An 18,546-nucleotide genomic window follows, 5' to 3' on the forward strand; every position below is an offset into this window, starting at 1 on the left:
CTTGTTGTATTGCCACGCGCATCACTTCTGCATCGTCAATTTGCAATTTACGCATCGCTGCCTCCATTGTTGGACACAGCGATATAATAATCTATTTATGCGACAATATTTAAGTCGCAATGTTTAATTACCGCAAAGACGCGGGAACCGGGGAATACAGATGAGAAACTGGTGGCACTGTTCCGTACTTTGATGGCTTACACAGGACGGTATCGGATAGATGGGGATAGGTTCATCACAAAGGTTGACTCATCTTGGAATGAAGCCTGGAACGGCAGTGAGCAGGAACGATTCTACAAGCTTGATGGAGATACGCTCGACGTCAATACGGCCTGGATGCCGAATCCGTTAGTATCAGGAAATCCGATAGGAAGGGCTATTCTCAGTTTTAGACGCGAGTAATTTTCCCTATGCTGAGTTCGCAACTGGTCGCTAGTTTGTGGGGGCATCAACTCGACGGTGAGCCTGGCAGCCAGGCGGGCACCCTTGAATGAGTGTATTGTGGCGGCCTATCGGTCGGCTTTGGGCACAGGGAAGAAAGCAGGGTCCGCATTGTGGATGCGGCAGGCCGCGGTTTCCGCATCAAGCCACGCTGCAGCGGGTGGCGTCAAAAAAGGAAGACATCATGACATCCAAAACCGTCAAAATCCCCGGCCCTGATCATCCGATCACCGTCACAGCAAGTGCAGCGAGAATCGTGGTTACCTTGGGCGGCCACGTCATTGCGGATACACGCAAAGCGCTGACCCTGCAAGAGGCGAATTACCCGCCAGTGCAATATGTGCCGCGGGGAGACGTCGACATGACGCTGCTGCAACGCACCGAGCACGCGACATATTGTCCTTACAAGGGCGATTGCTCCTATTACAGCATTCCGGCCGCTGGCGAGCGCTCGGTGAATGCAGTGTGGTCATACGAAGCGCCCTATGCGGCAGTTGAGGCTATCAAGGATCATCTGGCGTTTTATCCTGATCGCGTGGATGCGATTGAGATGCGCCAGGAGGCGTCAAAATAGCAGCGGATCGCGCGCCTTGCGAATGCGGCTGGCGCTGATGGCTGTCGCGAGTGCCGTCGCGGCAACTGCCACCCAAAGGGACAGCCGGATGGCTTGCGCGTCTTGCATCGCGCTCATCAGCATTTTCCCATCGTCCATCGCACGTGTGGCGTAAGCCGACAAGATAATACCCACGAGTGCAGCGCCGAAACACTGGCCGAACGTGCGCATGATCGCGAGCACGCCGGACGCATTGCCGCTGCGTTCACGCGAGACGTTCGATAGCATCTCGCGATTGTTGGGGCTTTGAAAAAAACCGAATCCCACGCCGCACACCAGTCCGCGCCAGCCGATATCCCACGCCTGTGCGTGATCGGATAGCAACGCCAGGAGCGCGAGACCGATCGTGAACAGGGCCAGTCCCGCCGTCGAGAGCACGGCCGGCGGATAGCGGTCGGCAAGCCGTCCTGCATATGGGGCAACCAGCACGATACCGATCGGCCAAGGGGTGAAAAGCAGCGCCGACTGCAATGCGTTATACCCGTAAGCATTCTGGAATAGAAAGGGCAATGCAACGAAGGTGATGCCCTGGCCAACGAACGACGCTAGAGAGGTCAGCGCAGCCAGGGAGAAGCGCGACGACGAGAACATGTCGAGCGGTAGCAGAGGTTGCGGGGCGCGACGTTGACGCCGGACAAACGCTGCGCCGGCGACGACGGCGATCAGCCCGTAAGCACTGGCCGTCAGTCCCGCGTCGAGTGCCCGCCCGCTCCCGGCAAGCCGCGAACAGGAATCGGCAACCATGATCAATGCCCCCATCGCGATGGCGGAGAGAGCCGCGCCTGCAATATCGAACGGTTCACGCGTGGGGATGCGCGCGTTCGGGATTGCGCGCAGCGACAGCACTATGGCGATGATGCCCAAAGGAACATTGATCGCAAATAGCCACTGCCAGCTCAGGGTCGACAACAGCATGCCGCCCAAGGCGGGGCCGATGGCAGTGCTCGCGGCAATCAGCAAGGCATGCAAGCCGAGGATTCGCCCAAGCAAACGATTCGGGAACACCGTGCGGTGGATGGCGGGACCAATGCTCAGCATCGCCGCGCCGCCGATCCCCTGCAGCAAACGCATGGCGATCAGCATGCCGATTGACGACGATAATGCGCAACCAAAGGATGCCAGCGTGAACACCGCGAGGCCGTTGGTGAACAAGGCCCGAAAGCCCACGCGGATTGAAAGCGCAGCAAACGCTGCCAATGTCATCGCGGCGGCTAAGAGATAACCGTTGGCCACCCAGATCACCGCGCCTGCGGGAACATCCAGCGCGCGGCCTATCTGGGGCAAAGCGATATTGACGATAGTCCCGTCGAATACGGCCATGGTTGTCGCCGTCATCACGGCGATCATCGCCAGACGCCGTTCAGGACCGGGCAGTCCCTCATCGGACGGCATGTCAGAGAACAATTCCATGTTTCTACATCCTGTTGAGTAAATCGGTACGGGTACTATATTCACGCATGGGGCATAGCGGAAGGCGCAGCAGTTGCACTTAATACCTGCATCGAACGCCATGTCAAATCGTTGCATGCTAAGATTGCCGCATGTCAGAACCAGACTTGAACCTGCTCATTGCGCTGGACGCCTTGCTCACCGATGCAAGTGTCGCGGGGGCAGCTCGGCGATTGGGATTGAGCGCATCGGCAATGAGCCGAACGCTCACTCGTCTGCGCACTGCAACCGATGACCCGCTATTGGTCCGGGCCGGGCGGCGCATGGTGCTGACGCCGTGCGCCGAAGCACTCCGGGAACGGGCCCGGAATGCCGTGCATGAAGCACGCGCGGTCCTTCGGCCCTCGGCCTCGGAACCCGACTTCGCCACGCTCCAGCGTACCTTCACGATTCGCGCCAACGACGGCTTCGTGGAGGCGTTTGCCGCCACCCTTATTGCAGCAGTCAGCGCCGAAGCGCCGCTTGTGCGCTTGCGTTTCATGCCAAAAGCCGAGAAGACGTCGGCCCATTTGCGAGAGGGGGTCGCCGATCTGGAGATTGGCGTCGTGAGCGATATGGGGCCGGAAGTGCGCGTGCAGGCCTTGTTTCGGGACCGCTTCGTAGGGGTGGTCCGGAAGGGCCATCCGCTCGCAACGACTGGCGAAGTGACCGCCGAACGTTACGCCGCATTCGGCCATGTAGTCGCTTCACGCCGCGGGCGCAGCAGTGGGCCCGTGGATGTAGCGCTGGCGGCTTTGGGTTTGGAGCGAACCGTTGTGGCAGTGGTTCCTAGCTTCCCTGCTGCGATCGCTGTCGCCCGCGCGTCCGATCTGGTGGCGCTCGTGCCTGGCTCTTACTTGAACGCGCCACCGCAAAATCAAGAGGATGCGCCACCCGCAACAACCTACGCTTTCGAGCTTCCCGTGGCTACCGAGCGGATCACCATATCGCAAATGTGGCATCCTCGCCTGGAACTCGATCCCGTTCATCGTTGGCTGCGGGAGCTTGTGCGTACAGTATGTCGTCGGCAAGTGCCGCTCTGAAGTCTAAGCGGCATGCCAGTGACGACCTGTGCGCGTTGCCGGTTTAATCGATCATGGCGGTACATCGGTGGGAAGCAGCTAGCGGAGCGTCACCGCTTTTTCTCGACACCCATGCTGGGTTCTAGCCGTTCACCAAGCTGTTGGTCATAGAATCGAAATTGGCCGGCGCCCTCGGCCTTCGCGGAATACATCGCAATGTCCGCATTCTTCAGTAGTGTTGCGGCGTCGTTGCCATCGCTTGGAAACAGGGTGATACCGATCGACGCGCTGACAACATCCCTGCGTCCTCCGATTTCAAACGGTGCGTGAAACTCCTGGTTGATGCGCGCAGCCACATGGGCCACTTCCTCAGGGCCGTTGACAGAGTCGAGCAAAACCGTAAATTCGTCGCCGCCCAGCCGCACCACCCTGTCTTCCGGCCTCAGCACCGATTTCAAGCGTCTCGCCGCTTCTTGCAACAACTCGTCTCCGGCTTGATGGCCTGATGTATCGTTGATGGCTTTGAATTTATCCAGATCAATAAATAGCAGGGCGAATATCGTGCCGCGGCTTCTTGCCTGGTTCAATGCGGCGGGTAGAAAAGTCATCAGCCAGTGGCGATTGGGCAGCGCGGTCAAGGCATCCGTATTTGCCATGCTCAAAAGAGCTTGTTCGTACGCTTTGGACTCGGAAATATCCCTTACCGACATCGCCAGGCCGCGCCCGGATCGTACCAGTCGCCGAGACATCCAGGTGGCGTGTCGTGGCCCAATATGCGAAACCTTGAATTCGTCTTCGTAGAAGCCGGTTTCCATCGCACTCCGGAAAATAATGAATACGTGATGTGCGGCTTTGCCAGAATACAGTTCGGAAAATTGTTTGCCGACGAGTTCTTCCTTTGCGTACCCGACCAGAAAGGCGCCGCGTTCGTTGCAATCTTTCACCATGAAATCGACCACGTTATGTTGCTGGTCGTACAGCGCCAGCACCATGTAAAACCCCTCGTGGGCACCGTCGATGGCCAGACGGTAGGTGTTTTTTACCTCATCTGCCTGGCGCTTTCTCCACGCCAGCCGCGACAGCAGGAAGACGCCGGATATGCCTAGCAAAGAAAGGAATACGCTTTTCGCGATGGCAAGGTTACGATAATTGTCGGCGCTAGGCTGATATGCGGCAAGCGCATCGGCCTCGGAAATGGTGGCGGACGCAACGAGCGGGTAGCTGCCCAGTTTTTGCCAGGCGACGGCGCGCGGCTGCCGGTCTGTAAACTTTTCTTTAGCCATCCGCACGACGCCGCTGGGCGAGTCAAATACTGGCGGCGATTGAAAAATAAATGGCAGCGTCCGGATGCGTTCGCCCATTTTTGCGGCCAGTACGACACCATTCGTGTCCCTTATGCTCAGGCAGTCATTCATGCCCAGGCTGGACTCGTCAGTGGCAAGGAAGGCGGGCTCGACGGCCACAACGACGATGCCGTCAAATCCACCATCGGCTGTTTCCAGCCTTCGCGTGAAGCGGATGACTGTTTTCCCTGAGCGGCGGCCCACGCTCGGCTTGTTGATCAGCAGGCTGTTTGCCAGGTTCATCTTCTGGGCTTTAAAAAAATCCCTGTCTGCAATATTCGGAAAGGCAGACTTATCTAGTGTGCTCGTCACAATCGTTCCGTTGCGGTCAACGACGGTGGCGTAAAGTTGTGCAGACCATGGATATAAACCTTGTTGCAGTTGCTGTTCGAGCTTGAGCGAACCATGCATGGTCTGCCATTGGTATTTGAGATTGCGCGTTATCTGGTCGATTTGCTCAACCGAACGGGATAACTGCTCGGCATAGGATTTTGAAAGCCGGGTAGCCTTCGTGAGAGTATTTTTTTCAATCTCGGCTCTGTCGCCATTGACTTTCGCCAGCTCTATCCACCAGACTGCGCTTATCAGCAACAGGCAAGCCAGAATCCACAAGAGAATGGTGCGCACGCTATCCCGCAAAAATTCAAGTCGTTGAATTTGCCGAATCAGTTGCTTGCCCATACTGCTATCGGCCATGGCGCGATACCCAAGCTATAAGGCGTTATAGAACAACGGCGGCAAATAAGAGTTCGGCCGACGGTCGGAATTGCTATATTGAAAACAGATGCGAGTACTACTGGTTTGAAATATTCTCGTAGATTGCGTTGGCTATGGTAACAAGCTTCAATCCTTAAAGTTTACGCCGCCGGATAAGTTTGCCTGCAGCAGGTGTTTTGTTGTTGCCGAAGCGTTGCCTGATATTGGCATTTGCCAGTTTAGATGTAGATAATTCGACATCCAAAGCGTCGATGCGTTTGTTTGCCGCTGCAAGCGATTCCTCGACGGCCCCCAAACGGCCGCGCGCGCCAGACAATTCGCTGTCGAGCGCTGCTATCTTTTGGCGATAGGTGTGCGCAGCCGATTTTCCTTCTGCATCGATCCGCACAAACTCCGTCTGCCATCGTTTCGATTCGCCGCGCGCACGGTCGATTTCGAGAAGGCTATGCTTGCGCAATCCGTCCAGTTCGGCCAAGCCTGCCGCATGCTCTTCAGCCTTGCGCCCCAGATCGTCTATCAGGCCGGCGATGCGTTCGTCTTTCGCCAGCAGCGCGGCGCGTTGTTCTGACAAGTTCTCTTCCAGGCGTTTGATCTGCTCGTCGCGGCCAAGCAGGGCGGCGTTGGCAATGGTCAGCTTACCCTTGATGTCATTGGCGATCTCGATGGCTGCCAATGTATCTTCCTGCGCCAGGTCGATCAGTTTTTCGACTTCGGCCTTTTCTGCGACCAGCGTGGTGCGCTCTGCGGCGAGCGAGTCGTTGGCGGATTCCACTGCAAAACGCCAGAGGTCACGGGTGAGGGCGGCCACGGCATCCGGCAATTCCGCCACGCTTTTGTCCCGTTTCAGTTTGAGCAGATCGGCGTACCACTCGCTGATGTCTTTTTGCACGTCGCCATCCGAACCTTTCTTGGCGCCGGTGCTTGCAATCGTCCATTCGCGCACCAGGCCGATGGAAGGCTTTTTCCCTTGCGCGGCAAGTGCATCGCAGGCGGCCCAGCTGAGATTTTGGCGGTCGGACATGGTTCTCCCTCTAAAAAACACTTTGAAAGGAGAATTTTACGCAATTTTTCAGATAAAGTAATTTAAATTACGTAATTAATTAGTAATTTTAATTACATATTATTATATCTAATCGAGATTACGTTAATAATCTCGATTAGATGGAGTGCCGTGATATCCTGATGTTTCTCCGGAAAACATTCCCGATTTCGTCCGGTTTTTCGTCACTTTATTCTGCCTTCAAGCTGCTCATGGATAGTTTCGCGCTGATAGACCTGGATCCACCGGACAAAACCGTCAAGGCGGCTGCGCTGACTTTGGATCTGTTCGCCGGCAGCGAGCCTGAGCCATTGGTGGCGGCGCGTTCGGATTCGGAACTGGCCCGGGCGTTTTTGTACAGCAGCGAACTATCCGCCAACTCGATCAAAAGCACGAAGAAAGACCTCGGACGCTTCCTGCTGTGGTGCCAGCAGCACGGCAAAATGCTGTATCAGTTGCATATAGAAGATTTGATCGCTTACAAGGCGTTCCTGAAAGATCCGCAACCCGAGGAAATCTGGGTGTCGTATACCAAATGGCCGCGCAACGACGAACGTTGGCGGCCTTTTTCCGGCCCGCTTTCCGAGCCCAGCATCCGGCAAGCATTTCGTGTGGTGAAAGCTTTATTGGAATTCGCCAAGAACGCCGGCTATTTGCGACGTAATGCCGGCGCCCTGGTCAAAAATATCAAGACAGCGCGCGGCGCAAGGGTGACGCGTTATCTTAGCCCGCAGGCAATCGCGCAGGTGCAGGCCAGCCTTGATCTCCTTTCGGCGACAACGCCATCCAGGATAAAAGCCAAGGCGCGCGACCGATTTCTGTTTGTGAGCTATATCACGACCGGCGCCAGGCTGTCCGAGTTGACGACGGCGAAAATGGGCGCGATGTATACGGAAGGGGACGGGCGCTGGTGGCTCGATGTCATAGGGAAAGGATCGAAACCGCGCAGGCTGCCGGTGGCGTCCGACATGCTCGCCGCGTTCCACGCATATCGCTTGGCATTTCAATTGCCTATTCACGGCACCCGCGACGACGTCACGCCGCTGGTGCTTGCCACGCGTGGACGGGTACTTGCCGCGGTCACGGACGAAGCGGCATCGAATGCGATGAAATCCTTGTTTTGGACGGCCGCAGCTTTGGCGGAATCTGCGGGTGACCCGGATAGTGCTTCAGCCTTGCGTCGGGCGTCGGCGCACTGGTTGCGGCACACTATGCTGACCACACACGCCAACAACGAGGTTTCGTTGAAGGCGCTGCAAGATACGGCTGGCCACACCAACATATCGACGACGGCGGTTTATCTGCATAAAAGCGATAAAGAACGGCATGACGAACTCATGGGGTCATTCAATCGCAGCCGCAACAAGTAGCTATTAATAGCTAGCCCGGCTATTTAAAACGGTAGCTGACTGTAATGAAAGCCGTATCTTCCGTCCGGCGATTGACGATAGGGCTGTCGCTAACCGTGCTGCCCAGCCATTTCCGCTTGAATGTCAGGTTTGCGACCAGATGCTCGCTGAGGGGCGTTTCCAGGCTGAGGCTGAGAATCGGATTGGTGGAGGCGCCCGCCTGGTAGGCGCGGTAGCCGCTGGCAGCCGATTCGATTGGCGTCACGCCATAGAAATAATTGTTGTAACTGCTGCTGCGGCGTTCTACGCCAGCTTGGGGGTAGAAGGTTACCGGGCCCAGTTTGAATTCCGCAGCGTAAATGGCTTCCAGCAGTGTGCCATGCGACTTGTTGACGTCATAAAAGGCGTTCAGGAAGAAGGCGCCGAAGGGCGTTTCCTGAAACGTGCCGATGCCGAGCGGGACCGAATTCGAGCGTTTATTGATGCCGTTCCGGGCATCGATGCCGTCGACATTCACGCGACCGGCCAGCTCCAGGTAGCCATCGCCGATCTTGAAGGTCTTGACGCCGAAGGTATCCAGCCGCGCAAAAAGACGCTGGTAATCGAAATAAGCATAGGGCAGCACGCTGGTCTGGCTGCTTTTGCCGAGATAGTTGCGTGGCGTATTGAAGACGCCCAGCCCGAGGTCGCCGCTGATATGGTCAGGAAAATCGGATTGCGGTTGCGGCGGAGCCGTCTGTGCAAGGGCCTCTGCGCCAATCATCAAAGGAAATAGGGAGAGGGCAAGCAAACCTGATTTTATCATCGTGATTCTTCGACTAATTTTGGGTGGCAATAAAACGCCAATCTTACACGGACTTGCGGTCCGGGAAGATGACGGTTTGGCGCCAGGGACGCCAAACCATGACCCGCATGCTTACATCGTCGAAGGCAACTTCGCCAGGTAACGCAGCCCGGTGATGCTGGGGAAGAAGCAGTAGGCGCCGCCGCGTGTGGTAATGGTGCGGGAAAAGCCGGTCAGCAACGTGTTGCCGGAACCGCGCGGGCCTTCCCCGGCCAGGGTAAACGAACTGTCCGCCGGATCATTTATGCCCAGGAACACGTCCTCGCCGCTGATGTTACTGACCGCATTGCCGGCATTTGATCCACCCGGCCCGGTTGCAGCTTTCACAAACAGGTGCGTAAGGTTCCAGTCGCCGGTCAGAAATTCGAACTGATTGTGGATGCTGGCGTTGATAAAGTAGCCGGTCAGGCCACGCGGCGCGTTGACGGGCTGCAGCGGATCGTAAGCCGGCCCGTAAGGCATGGCGCGGCGAACAATCCGGTGGTGGGTGCTGTCGGTCCCGTTGACCGCGCCGTTGCGCGGGTTGTTGCGGCGGATATGCGAACCTATCGGACAGGTCAGGCCCAGGGTGTCGTCGCTTGGCGCTACGCCGGTGACGTAATTGAAATTGTTCAATTGCGATGGCGGCAAGAGTTCGCCCGGCGCGTCCGGCGCCAACTCCAGGGGGTTGCCGTTGCGCCAGCGCCCGCATATCTTCGCGGCCAGTATTTCAGTATCAAGCCCGGTTTGCACGGCGCAGTTGGCGAGTATTGCATCGAATCCGGCGACATCCTGCTCCAGGATGCGAAACGCCGCATAGCTGCTGTTGGTCGACAGCTCGGGCGGCGACACCTTGTAGCTGCCGCCGAGTTCGTTCGCGTAGCCAAGCAGGAATTCTCCGGTCTTGACCGCCGGCTGATCGTCCGGCGCCTCGCGCTTGGTCGCCGGGGCGCCGATCACGGTCGGCTGGGCAATGCTGTCGCGATAGCCGAAATGGACTTTGTTGTCGGGCAGGGCGTGCGCATCCTGCACGTACAGTTCCGTCATGCAGCCGCTAAATGCGGCGCGCAGCTGGGCCGATACCGATTCCAATACCGGTACGGATTCCGTCACCCACAAGCTCAATAGTATGTGCACCTTGGCGCCGTCCTGCAGTCCGCTTATCCAGTTTTGCGGCGCGCTGGAGCCGATGTCGCCGACCGCCTGTGCGCTGGCGGGGTTGGTCGCGCCAAGCTGGAAGGAAGGGTCGAATGTGGCGAGTTGGGCGGTGCTGACGCCGAGTTTCGCCAAGCCGGGACACGTAAAGCTGATATTGAGAAAGCACGGCGGCTTGGGCTGGATGTGCCTGGTCGTGGTTATTTTCGGCAGGCCGTTGCTGCCGTCCACCAGCGCGCCTATCAATCGCCCCGCAGCTTGCGGATTCGTGATGGAGAGGATGAAATGGCGCGCCAGATCGACGCGATAGCCGCGCAGGATGGTGCCTTGTACGTCGTCGTAATCGATTACAGGATCGGCCATGCTGTTGCTCCCGGCGTTGACGTCAGACTGGATGGCGCATGAGAGCGGCCGCGGGGCCGGATCTCATGCGAATAGCGTGGAGTAGCGTGGAAATGGCAAAAATCAGAAGGCCCCGAGAATCTGCTGCACGGTTTGCGGATAAGCCGCGTACAGCGAGATATTCGGGGCGTGTTGCGAAGCATCGTTGGCGGTAATGAAGGCCTGGAATCCGGCGACATGGTCGGCGACCGGGATCAGCGCGGCGCCGCCGACTACAAATGACAGCAGCTGATCGAACACCGGGCCCAGCTGCGCGACGAAATCACTGATATAGGAGTTGAAATTGCCATCGTACTCGGTGACGACGCCGATCAGCAAGGCGTTGGACGGCGCGTTGGTGGGCTGCAGATTGGCTTGTGAACGGTCCAGCAGCAGAAAGCGGGCAAAGTGGACGGTGCCGATGCCGTTGAGGGCGGCGTCGATTTTTTGACTATTGCCTTCCAGCGCGGCGGCAATCGTCACCAGGCTGGTTCCGGGGATGACGGGCATCATCAGTGTGAGTGGGCTGGTCATGTGAATTCCTTTTTCGGTTGTGAGTGGGAATAGCAACAAGCGTGTGCCAAAGAGACCAAAGATTGATGTGCAGCTGTAACGGCAAAGCCGGTGTACGGCGACAGGTGTTTCCAGGTCCGGTGCGAATTTGCGGGTACCGTTGAAGTGTCAAGTTGCTGCAATGAAACTATCTACGGTAACGGATGTTGGCATGTATTCGACATTCATCTCAAGCTGTCATTAGTGAGAGTGGACAGCCGGGAAATACCTTGAATAAATCAAGTCGCCGTGCAGACCTCACCTGCGGTTTCATAGGGAAGCCCGGTGTTAATCATTGCTACCTGTCACTTTTTATAGGATGGCAAGCTGGCTTTTTTCAGATATATCTATTGGACATTCAAAAACGCTGCGCCTGACTGCTTGTCCAGCCTGCATTGTATTTTCCCAAGGCCGCGCGGCAGCCAGACGCCGGAATCGTAACGTTGTCCATATGGGAGAAGCACATGGGGAATAACCTTGGTAAGGCGTCAACACGCTGGGCGCGCGATTATGTGTTCGATATCCTGAGCGAGCTCGGTATCCATTATATTTTCGGCGTGCCGGGCACGAATGAAATCCCGATCATCGACGGCACCTCGTATCCGGAAAACGAGGTGGAATACATAGAATGCCTGCATGAAAACATCGCACTAGGCGCGGCCATGGGATCAGCCCGCATGACCGGTCTGCCCGGGGTGCTGGTGGTACACGTGACGCCCGGGATTGCCCACAGCATAGGCAATCTGTTCAACGCCGCCCGCTCGCAAGTACCGCTGGTGATTCTCTGTTGCCAGCAGCAGAATGAGTTGGTGACGCAGGAGCCCCTGCTGGCCTCCAACCTGGTCGATCTGGCCCGGCAATATACCAAATGGGCGCATGAAGTACGCGCCGCCGAAGAGCTGCCGCTGGTGCTGCAACGCGCCTTCAAAGAAGCGATGGCAGCCCCCAACGGCCCTGTTTTCGTATCGATTCCGTGGGAATTCACCATGCGTGAAATCGGCCCTGATGACCGGATCAAAGGCATCACCCGTATTTCTTCGCATTTCACCGGCGACCCGCAATCGATCGCCCAGGTCGCCACTGCGCTCAAGGAAGCAAAGAATCCCATCATCATTGCCGGCGATGCGGTCGGCTATGCCAACGCCTGGCCGGAAATACAGCGGCTGGCGGAACTGATCGGCGCGCCGGTCATGCTGCAAACTTTCAGCAGCGTAGCGAATTTCCCGAATGACGATAGCCATTGGCAGGGGGAGCTGCCTGGCACCCAGCAGGGCGTGCAAAATGTATTCAAGACCCACGACGTCGCCTTTCTGTGCGGTTTCAGCAACCAGGCGCAGATCACGATTTTCAAATATTCGGATGGCGCGCTGATCCCGCCAAGCGTCAGGCAGTTTTACCTCAGTAACAATATCTGGGACATAGGCAAGAATTATTTTGGCGAAGCGGCGGTGTTTGGCGACGTCAAGGCAACCCTGCCGCTGATTAATGCGCTGGTAGGCAACGCGCCATCCGGGGCGGCCGCCGCGCGCAATGCAGAGCTGCTCAAGCTGGCGGCGCAGCGCCGGGCGCAGTGGGATGACTATTTTGTCAAGGCGCTGGCGGCGCCGAATATCATGGCGGTGGTGATCGCCCAGGCTCTGCGGGAAGAAATCAAGCAGCGCAGTCTGGAAAAGAAATTCGTCTATGTGCATGAAGCGGTGTCCGACCCGGCGCCGTTCCAGTACTTGCTGCCGTTCGGAACGCAAGGCGCGGCGCCGATCAGTTACTACTGCGTCGGCGGCGGATCGCTTGGCTGGTCGATGCCGGCCTCGCTCGGCATCAAGCTGAGCAAGCAAGGCTGGCAAGCGATCGATGCCGAGTTCGTGGTGAACGCAGTGGGCGACGGTTCCTCGCTGTTTTATCCGCAAACCTGGTGGACCGCCGCGCACCGCAAGCTGGCGGTGCTGTACATCATCACCAACAACCATGAATACCATACGTTGCAAAGCGGCTTGCAACAGCTGGTGAAATCGTATGGCAGCGCTCCCGGCTACGAATGGCACCCCAAGGACAACAATACCGACCCGTCTTACCTGCGCATACAAAGTCCGGTGATGGATTTTGTCGCCATCGGCAAAGCACTGGGCGGCCTCGCCGGCGAAGTAGTGACGACGCCGGAGCAGGTCAAGGCGGCGGTACGGCGCGGCATGGATCATGTCCTGCATCTGCAGCAGGCTTATATCCTGGACATGCGCACCGCCCAGAACCCGCCACCGCCGCCCAGCATGGCAGTCAGCGCGAACGGGCAGGCAGGCGCGCCGCTGCAGCCGGCCTTGAATGTATTCCATCAGCAAAGCAAGTTGCTTAACGCCAATGCGGCGAATGCAGTCAGCTCCGGCGACAACGACAATACGCCGGTGATTTTCTAAGCACGTAGCAGCCAATGCAGCACTCGGGGCAAGCCTGGGCATGTGCATCAGACTTCATTTGAGCGACAGGCTCCCGGGATTCGTTTTTCCACTTTCTTACAATAAAAAGGATGACGTATCATGGCAGATGAAAAAATGGATATTGCTATCATCGGCGGCGGCGTTTCCGGCGTGTATAGCGCATGGCGGCTGAAACAAGCCAATCCTGGCAAAAAAATAGTCGTGTTTGAAGCCGGTGACCATATTGGCGGACGCTTGCTGTCTGTGGTCCCGCCCGGCATTCCCGATATGGTGGCGGAACTGGGCGGCATGCGGATTCTGCCAAAGGTGCAGCCGCTGATTACCAATTTGCTGGAAGCGCTAAACAAGCTGCTGCCCGCCAGCGAACAAATTACGACCTATCCTTTCCCGGTCGACGAGCCGCAGAACATCGCCTATCTGCGCGGCGTCTATCTGCGCTTGTCGGATTTCACGGCCAAGCCGGATGAAGTTCCGTACCGGCTTGGTTTTCCGAATCACGGACAAAGCGCAGGCTCCGTCGTGATCAACGCCATCGAGCAGATCGTGCCAGGGATCACCAACCCTGCGCTCAGCGAAGACCAGCGCCGCGAAATGGCGCAGCAAGCCAGTTTTTCCGGAAAGCCGCTGTACCAGCAGGGATTCTGGAACGTGCTGATGCGGGTCTTCAACGGCGAATCGTATCAATACGCGCTGGACGCCGGCGGCTACGATTCGACCATGAGCAACTGGAACGCCGCCGACGCCATTCCCTGGTACCTGTCCGACTTTGGGGTCGCGCCGGTCTACAAGGGATTCACCAAGGGCTTCCAGGAAGTACCGCTGCTCCTGGCCAGGTTATTTGCCGAGGCTGGCGGTGAAGTGCGCTTGAACAGCAGCGCGTCGGCGCTGCGCAGCCTGGATGGCGGCGTAGAGTTTCAAGTTGATGGAAAATCGGTCCTGGCCGGCGCCGTGATCCTGGCCATGCCACGCCGTGCGCTGGATCTGCTGGCCGACAGCAGTCCGCTCCTGCAGGAAATCAGCGGCCTGATCGCTTCGGTCACGCCGCGTCCCTTGTTCAAATTATTTACCACCTATACCAATCCATGGTGGCGCGCCGCCGGCTTTACCAAGCCTGATGGCAGCGTGGTAGCGGTGGAAGCCGGCCGCAGCGTGACCGATATCCCGGTCCGGCAAACCTACTATTGGCCGAAAAGCGACGGCACGGCGGCAAAGACCGGCCCCGCCATGCTGTTGGCCAGTTATGACGATGGCGACAATACCGGATTCTGGGACGGCCTGCGGCCACAGCGGCATCAATACAAAGCCAAAGGGCAGTTTGTGGCCAAGGTGAGCGAGCCGTTCGTCGCCGAACACCGGAAACCGAACCTGGAACTGACCTGGGACCGATACCAGGCGCCGTACCGCATGGTGACCGAAGTGGCGCGCCAGCTATCGACCATGCATGGCTTGAACTATACGCCAAAGGTGCAGGACGCCTGCTTCCGCGACTGGGGCGATGATCCTTTCGGCGGCGGCTGGAATAGCTGGAACATTGGCGTAAAAGGGGTCGCTTCAGGAAACGGAAAATAAAGCACGTTAAGCCGGTGGCAGCGGCCGCAGCGGCCTGAACTTGCCCGCGCCGACCTTGGGACTGCTTTTCCAGAGGTAGTCGCCCGTCAGGTTGATGTGTTCCCACCCCAGGGGCGACAGGAACTGAAGCAGCGCATCGTCCACGGGCTTTGCATGACCACGCAGCGCGTTGACGGCCCGCTCCAGATACACCGTGTTCCAGAGCACGATGGCCGCCGTGATGAGATTCAGGCCGCTGGCGCGGTAGCGCTGCTGCTCAAAGCTGCGGTCGCGGATTTCCCCCAGCCGGTGCAAGAACACCGCCCTGGCCAGCGCGTTGCGCGCCTCGCCCTTGTTCAGTCCGACCTGCACGCGCCGGCGCAGCTCCACGCTTTGCAGCCAGTCCAGGATGAACAGCGTGCGTTCGATGCGCCCGAGCTCGCGCAGGGCGACGGCCAGGCCGTTCTGGCGCGGGTAGCTGCCGAGCTTTCTGAGCATCAGCGAGGCCGTTACCGTGCCTTGCTTGATGGAGGCGGCCAGCCGCAAAATTTCATCCCAATGAGCACGGATATGTTTGATATTGAGCCGGTCACTGCTGATCATCGGTTTGAGCGCGTCATAGCTAGCATCGCCCTTGAGAATAAACAGTTTGGTCTCGCCCAGGTCCCGGATGCGCGGCGCAAAGCGAAAGCCCAGCAGGTGCATCAGGCCGAAGACGTGATCGGTGAAACCCGCCGTGTCGGTGTAGTGTTCCTCGACCGCCAGGTCCGACTCGTGGTATAGCAGGCCGTCAAGCACATAGGTGGAGTCACGTACGCCGACATTGACCACCTTCGCGCTGAAAGGGGCGTACTGGTCGGAGATATGAGTGTAGAAAGTTCGTCCCGGGCTGCTTCCATACTTCGGGTTGATATGCCCGGTGCTCTGCGCCTTGCTGCCAGTTTTGAAGTTCTGGCCATCCGACGATGACGTGGTGCCGTCGCCCCAGTTTCCGGCAAAGGGCTGCCCAAGCTGGGCATTGACCAGCTCGGCCAGGGCCGATGAATACGTTTCGTCCCGAATGTGCCAGGCCTGCAGCCAGGACAGCTTGGCGTAGGTCGTTCCGGGGCAGGATTCGGCCATCTTGGACAGGCCCAGGTTGATCCCGTCGGCCAGGATCGTCGTTAGCAGCAGGGCCTTGTCCGGGGCGCTGCCCCCGGTCTTGAGGTGGGTGAAATGCCGGGTGAAGCCAGTCCACTCATCGACCTCCATCAGCAGCTCGGTGATTTTGACGTGTGGCAGCAGCGCCGCCGCCTGCTCGATCAGGCTCTGGGCGGAGTCCGGCACCGCCGCGTCCAGCGGCGTGACCTTCAGGCCTGCGCTGGTGGTGATGCTGGCATCCGGCAGTTCGTTGGCTGCCGCCAGGCGGTTGACCGTGGCAAGCTGGCGCTCCAGTAGCGACAAGCGCTCATTCAGGTACTGGTCGCAATCGGTGGCCACGGCCAGCGGCAGCTCGCTGGCCAGCTTCATGGCGGCGAACTTCCCGGCGGGCACCAGGTAGTCCTCAAAATCCTTGAACTGGCGCGAGCCCTGCACCCAGACATCACCCGAGCGCAGCGCATTCTTGAGTTCGGACAGCACGCACAGCTCGTAGTAGCGCCGGTCGATGCCTTCGTCGGTGATCACCAGCCTGGCCCAGCGCGGCTTGATGAACGCGGTCGGCGCGCCGATAGGCAGCTTGCGCGCGTTGTCGGCGTTCATGCCGCGCAGCACATCGATGGCATTGAGCACGCCCTTGGCGGCTGGTGCCGACCGCAGCTTGAGTACTTCCAGGAATTGCGGCGCATAACGGCGCAGCGTGGCGTAGCTCTCGCCTATGCGATCGAGGAAATCGAACTGCGCAGGCTGCGCGAGCTTTTGCGCTTCCCCGACGCTGGCCGTAAAAGCGTCCCAGGAAAGGACGGATTCGATGGCCGCGAAGGGATCCGTACCGCTTTGCTTGGCTTCGAGCAGGGCCTGGCCGACGCGTCCGTACAGGCGCACCTTGTCGTTGATGGCCTTGCCCGAGGCCTGGAACTGCTGCTGATGTTTGTTCTTGGCCGCGTTGAATAGCTTACCGATGATGCGGTCGTGCAGGTCGATGATCTCATCGATGACGGTGGCTGTGCCTTCGATGGCCAGCGCCACCAGGGTGGCATAGCGCCGCTGGACCTCGAACCTGGCCAGGTCGGCGGGCGTCATCTGGCCGCCCTCGCGGGCGATCTTGAGCAGCCGGTTCTGATGGACCAATCGCTCTATGCCTGCTGGCAGGTCCAACCCCTGCCAAGCCTTGAGGCGCTCGATGTGTTCGAGCATGTGGCGCGAGTTCGGCTTGGCCGGCGACTGGCGCAGCCACGCCAGCCAGGTTCCCTTACTACCCTCCTTGCGGCGGAGCAGCTCGTCCAGGCGCTGGCGGTGGACGGCCGACAGGGGGTCAGTCAGTGCGGCGTAAATGCGCTGATTGGCGCGGGTGATCGCTTCTGCGCTGGCGCGCTCAACGGCGTTTATGACCGGCAGGATGATGCTCTGCCGCCGCAGACTTTCGACCAGCGCACTGGCCAACACGATGCCCTTGTCAGTCTGCAAGGCCAACTCGGTCAGCGTATGCACCTCTCGTTTGTAATCGCTCATGGTGAAGGACTTGAATCCAAACATCGCTTGGAGCTCTACCAGGTGCTCCCGCCTAGTTTGCTCGCGCTGCCCGTACTCATCCCAGCTTTCCAGCGGAACTTTAAGCTGTGCCGCCACCATGCGCAGCAGGGGCAAAAACGGTGGCTCATCAACACCCAGCACGATGCCAGGAAATCGCAAGTAGCAAAGCTGGACAGCAAAGCCAAGCCGGTTCTCAGACCCGCGATGCTGGCCAATAATCGACAGATCGGTTTCACTGAGCGTGTAGTGCCGGATCAGTTCGTCCTTGGCCTCAGGCAGGGCAAGGAGACTGTCGCGCTCGGCGGCAGAAAAAATCGAACGACGGGGCATGGGGTCTTCTTGAAAACGTAGGATTTTGAGAGGCTTTGCCGTGTGTCTCGTGACGCACGCAGAATCAAGGCTCTTCCATTCGCAAAAATAGTTCTTGAAACTATATTCTCTAAGCTCTACCATAGCAACGAGTTTTGAGAAGGAAGATAAGTTGAAACAACGCAATCGTGGTCCGGCATGCTGATTGGCTATGCGCGCGTCTCTACGCTGGATCAAAACCTTGATCTTCAGATCGACGCACTGACCAAGGCGGGCTGTCAGAGGCTCTTTGATGACAAGATGAGCGGCAGCCGGGCCGAGCGGCCCGGTCTGGCCAAGGCGCTGGATATGCTGCGCCAGGGCGACACCTTAGTCGTATGGAAACTCGACCGGCTTGGCCGCAGCGTCAAAAATCTGGTGGACCTTGTAGGTCAGTTGCACCAGAAGGGCATGCACTTCAAAAGTCTGACCGACGCCATCGACACAGGAACTCCATCAGGCCGATTCTTCTTTCACGTCATGGCTAGCCTGGCCGAGATGGAGCGCGAACTGACGGCAGAGCGCACCCGCGCAGGGCTGGAGGTGGCCCGCCAACTGGGCCGCAAGGGAGGGCGCAAGCGGAAAATGACCGATAGCAAAATCGGGTCAGCCAGGAAACTGCTGGCCAGCGGCGTACCGCCGCGTGACGTAGCCAAGAACCTGGGCGTGTCCGTGCCAACTCTGTACC

The 18,546-nt window shown here is 58.4% G+C and carries 14 protein-coding genes; 7 read left to right on the forward strand and 7 right to left on the reverse strand.

The annotated features are described in order from the left end of the window. The first annotated feature begins 126 nt into the window (after positions 1 to 126). Both ABI171_RS13715 and ABI171_RS13720 read left to right on the forward strand, forming a co-directional pair. Complete coding sequence (locus ABI171_RS13715) at positions 127 to 402, forward strand: lipocalin-like domain-containing protein (protein ID WP_348093135.1); 276 nt, start codon at positions 127 to 129, stop codon at positions 400 to 402. 223 nt (positions 403 to 625) lie between these two features. Then, complete coding sequence (locus tag ABI171_RS13720) at positions 626 to 1,015, forward strand: DUF427 domain-containing protein (protein WP_348093122.1); 390 nt, start codon at positions 626 to 628, stop codon at positions 1,013 to 1,015. Here the strand turns inward: ABI171_RS13720 and ABI171_RS13725 are convergent. Continuing rightward, positions 1,007 to 2,464, reverse strand: coding sequence for an MFS transporter (locus ABI171_RS13725; protein WP_348093123.1), 1,458 nt, complete (start codon positions 2,462 to 2,464; stop codon positions 1,007 to 1,009). The genes ABI171_RS13720 and ABI171_RS13725 overlap by 9 nt on opposite strands. A 131-nt stretch (positions 2,465 to 2,595) precedes the next feature. Between ABI171_RS13725 and ABI171_RS13730 the strand changes: the two genes are divergently transcribed. Then, on the forward strand, positions 2,596 to 3,525 hold the full coding sequence (locus tag ABI171_RS13730) for a LysR family transcriptional regulator (RefSeq protein ID WP_348093124.1): 930 nt from the start codon (positions 2,596 to 2,598) through the stop codon (positions 3,523 to 3,525). An 89-nt stretch (positions 3,526 to 3,614) separates the two neighbouring features. Here the strand turns inward: ABI171_RS13730 and ABI171_RS13735 are convergent, their stop codons facing one another. Together ABI171_RS13735 and ABI171_RS13740 are read right to left on the reverse strand one after the other, a co-directional pair. Next, positions 3,615 to 5,528 carry a diguanylate cyclase gene (locus ABI171_RS13735; protein ID WP_348093125.1) on the reverse strand — a complete coding sequence of 638 codons (1,914 nt, stop codon included), beginning with the start codon at positions 5,526 to 5,528 and terminating at the stop codon, positions 3,615 to 3,617. A 169-nt stretch (positions 5,529 to 5,697) separates the two neighbouring features. Then, positions 5,698 to 6,585 carry a DNA-binding protein gene (locus ABI171_RS13740; RefSeq protein ID WP_348093126.1) on the reverse strand — a complete coding sequence of 296 codons (888 nt, stop codon included), beginning with the start codon at positions 6,583 to 6,585 and terminating at the stop codon, positions 5,698 to 5,700. Positions 6,586 to 6,881: 296 nt separating this feature from the next. On the opposite strand from ABI171_RS13740, the gene ABI171_RS13745 reads away from it, so the two are divergent. Continuing rightward, positions 6,882 to 7,973 (forward strand): tyrosine-type recombinase/integrase, encoded by a 1,092-nt coding sequence (locus ABI171_RS13745; protein ID WP_348099303.1) that lies wholly within the window; start codon positions 6,882 to 6,884, stop codon positions 7,971 to 7,973. A 19-nt stretch (positions 7,974 to 7,992) separates the two neighbouring features. On the opposite strand, the gene ABI171_RS13750 is transcribed toward ABI171_RS13745, so the two are convergent. From ABI171_RS13750 to ABI171_RS13760, 3 genes are all read right to left on the reverse strand, one after another. Then, positions 7,993 to 8,757 carry a MipA/OmpV family protein gene (locus ABI171_RS13750; RefSeq protein ID WP_348093128.1) on the reverse strand — a complete coding sequence of 255 codons (765 nt, stop codon included), beginning with the start codon at positions 8,755 to 8,757 and terminating at the stop codon, positions 7,993 to 7,995. Positions 8,758 to 8,868: 111 nt separating this feature from the next. Next, a complete protein-coding gene (locus ABI171_RS13755) occupies positions 8,869 to 10,293 on the reverse strand; it encodes a hypothetical protein (RefSeq protein ID WP_348093129.1) in 1,425 nt (474 codons plus the stop codon). 102 nt (positions 10,294 to 10,395) lie between these two features. Then, positions 10,396 to 10,845 carry a hypothetical protein gene (locus tag ABI171_RS13760; RefSeq protein ID WP_348093130.1) on the reverse strand — a complete coding sequence of 150 codons (450 nt, stop codon included), beginning with the start codon at positions 10,843 to 10,845 and terminating at the stop codon, positions 10,396 to 10,398. A gap of 482 nt (positions 10,846 to 11,327) precedes the next feature. On the opposite strand from ABI171_RS13760, the gene ABI171_RS13765 reads away from it, so the two are divergent. Further along, positions 11,328 to 13,271 (forward strand): thiamine pyrophosphate-binding protein, encoded by a 1,944-nt coding sequence (locus ABI171_RS13765; protein ID WP_348093131.1) that lies wholly within the window; start codon positions 11,328 to 11,330, stop codon positions 13,269 to 13,271. Positions 13,272 to 13,391: 120 nt separating this feature from the next. Further along, complete coding sequence (locus tag ABI171_RS13770; RefSeq protein WP_348093132.1) at positions 13,392 to 14,861, forward strand: FAD-dependent oxidoreductase; 1,470 nt, start codon at positions 13,392 to 13,394, stop codon at positions 14,859 to 14,861. A gap of 6 nt (positions 14,862 to 14,867) precedes the next feature. Here the strand turns inward: ABI171_RS13770 and ABI171_RS13775 are convergent, their stop codons facing one another. Continuing rightward, positions 14,868 to 17,840, reverse strand: a complete 2,973-nt coding sequence (locus ABI171_RS13775; protein ID WP_348093133.1) for a Tn3 family transposase — start codon at positions 17,838 to 17,840, stop codon at positions 14,868 to 14,870. Positions 17,841 to 18,017: 177 nt separating this feature from the next. Between ABI171_RS13775 and ABI171_RS13780 the strand changes: the two genes are divergently transcribed. Then, on the forward strand, positions 18,018 to 18,546 hold a 529-nt coding region (locus tag ABI171_RS13780), incomplete at its 3' end, for a recombinase family protein (protein ID WP_348093134.1).

It is taken from the genome of Collimonas sp., from assembly GCF_039923675.1.
GTDB lineage: Bacteria > Pseudomonadota > Gammaproteobacteria > Burkholderiales > Burkholderiaceae_D > Collimonas.

Coding starts and splice junctions, on each gene's coding strand:
- ABI171_RS13750 (WP_348093128.1), bottom strand. CDS start 8,757: ATGATAAAATCAGGTTTGCTTGCCCTCTCCCTATTTCCTTTGATGATT.
- ABI171_RS13775 (WP_348093133.1), bottom strand. CDS start 17,840: ATGCCCCGTCGTTCGATTTTTTCTGCCGCCGAGCGCGACAGTCTCCTT.
- ABI171_RS13760 (WP_348093130.1), bottom strand. CDS start 10,845: ATGACCAGCCCACTCACACTGATGATGCCCGTCATCCCCGGAACCAGC.
- ABI171_RS13730 (WP_348093124.1), top strand. CDS start 2,596: ATGTCAGAACCAGACTTGAACCTGCTCATTGCGCTGGACGCCTTGCTC.
- ABI171_RS13740 (WP_348093126.1), bottom strand. CDS start 6,585: ATGTCCGACCGCCAAAATCTCAGCTGGGCCGCCTGCGATGCACTTGCC.
- ABI171_RS13765 (WP_348093131.1), top strand. CDS start 11,328: ATGGGGAATAACCTTGGTAAGGCGTCAACACGCTGGGCGCGCGATTAT.
- ABI171_RS13755 (WP_348093129.1), bottom strand. CDS start 10,293: ATGGCCGATCCTGTAATCGATTACGACGACGTACAAGGCACCATCCTG.
- ABI171_RS13725 (WP_348093123.1), bottom strand. CDS start 2,464: ATGGAATTGTTCTCTGACATGCCGTCCGATGAGGGACTGCCCGGTCCT.
- ABI171_RS13770 (WP_348093132.1), top strand. CDS start 13,392: ATGGCAGATGAAAAAATGGATATTGCTATCATCGGCGGCGGCGTTTCC.
- ABI171_RS13720 (WP_348093122.1), top strand. CDS start 626: ATGACATCCAAAACCGTCAAAATCCCCGGCCCTGATCATCCGATCACC.
- ABI171_RS13735 (WP_348093125.1), bottom strand. CDS start 5,528: ATGGGCAAGCAACTGATTCGGCAAATTCAACGACTTGAATTTTTGCGG.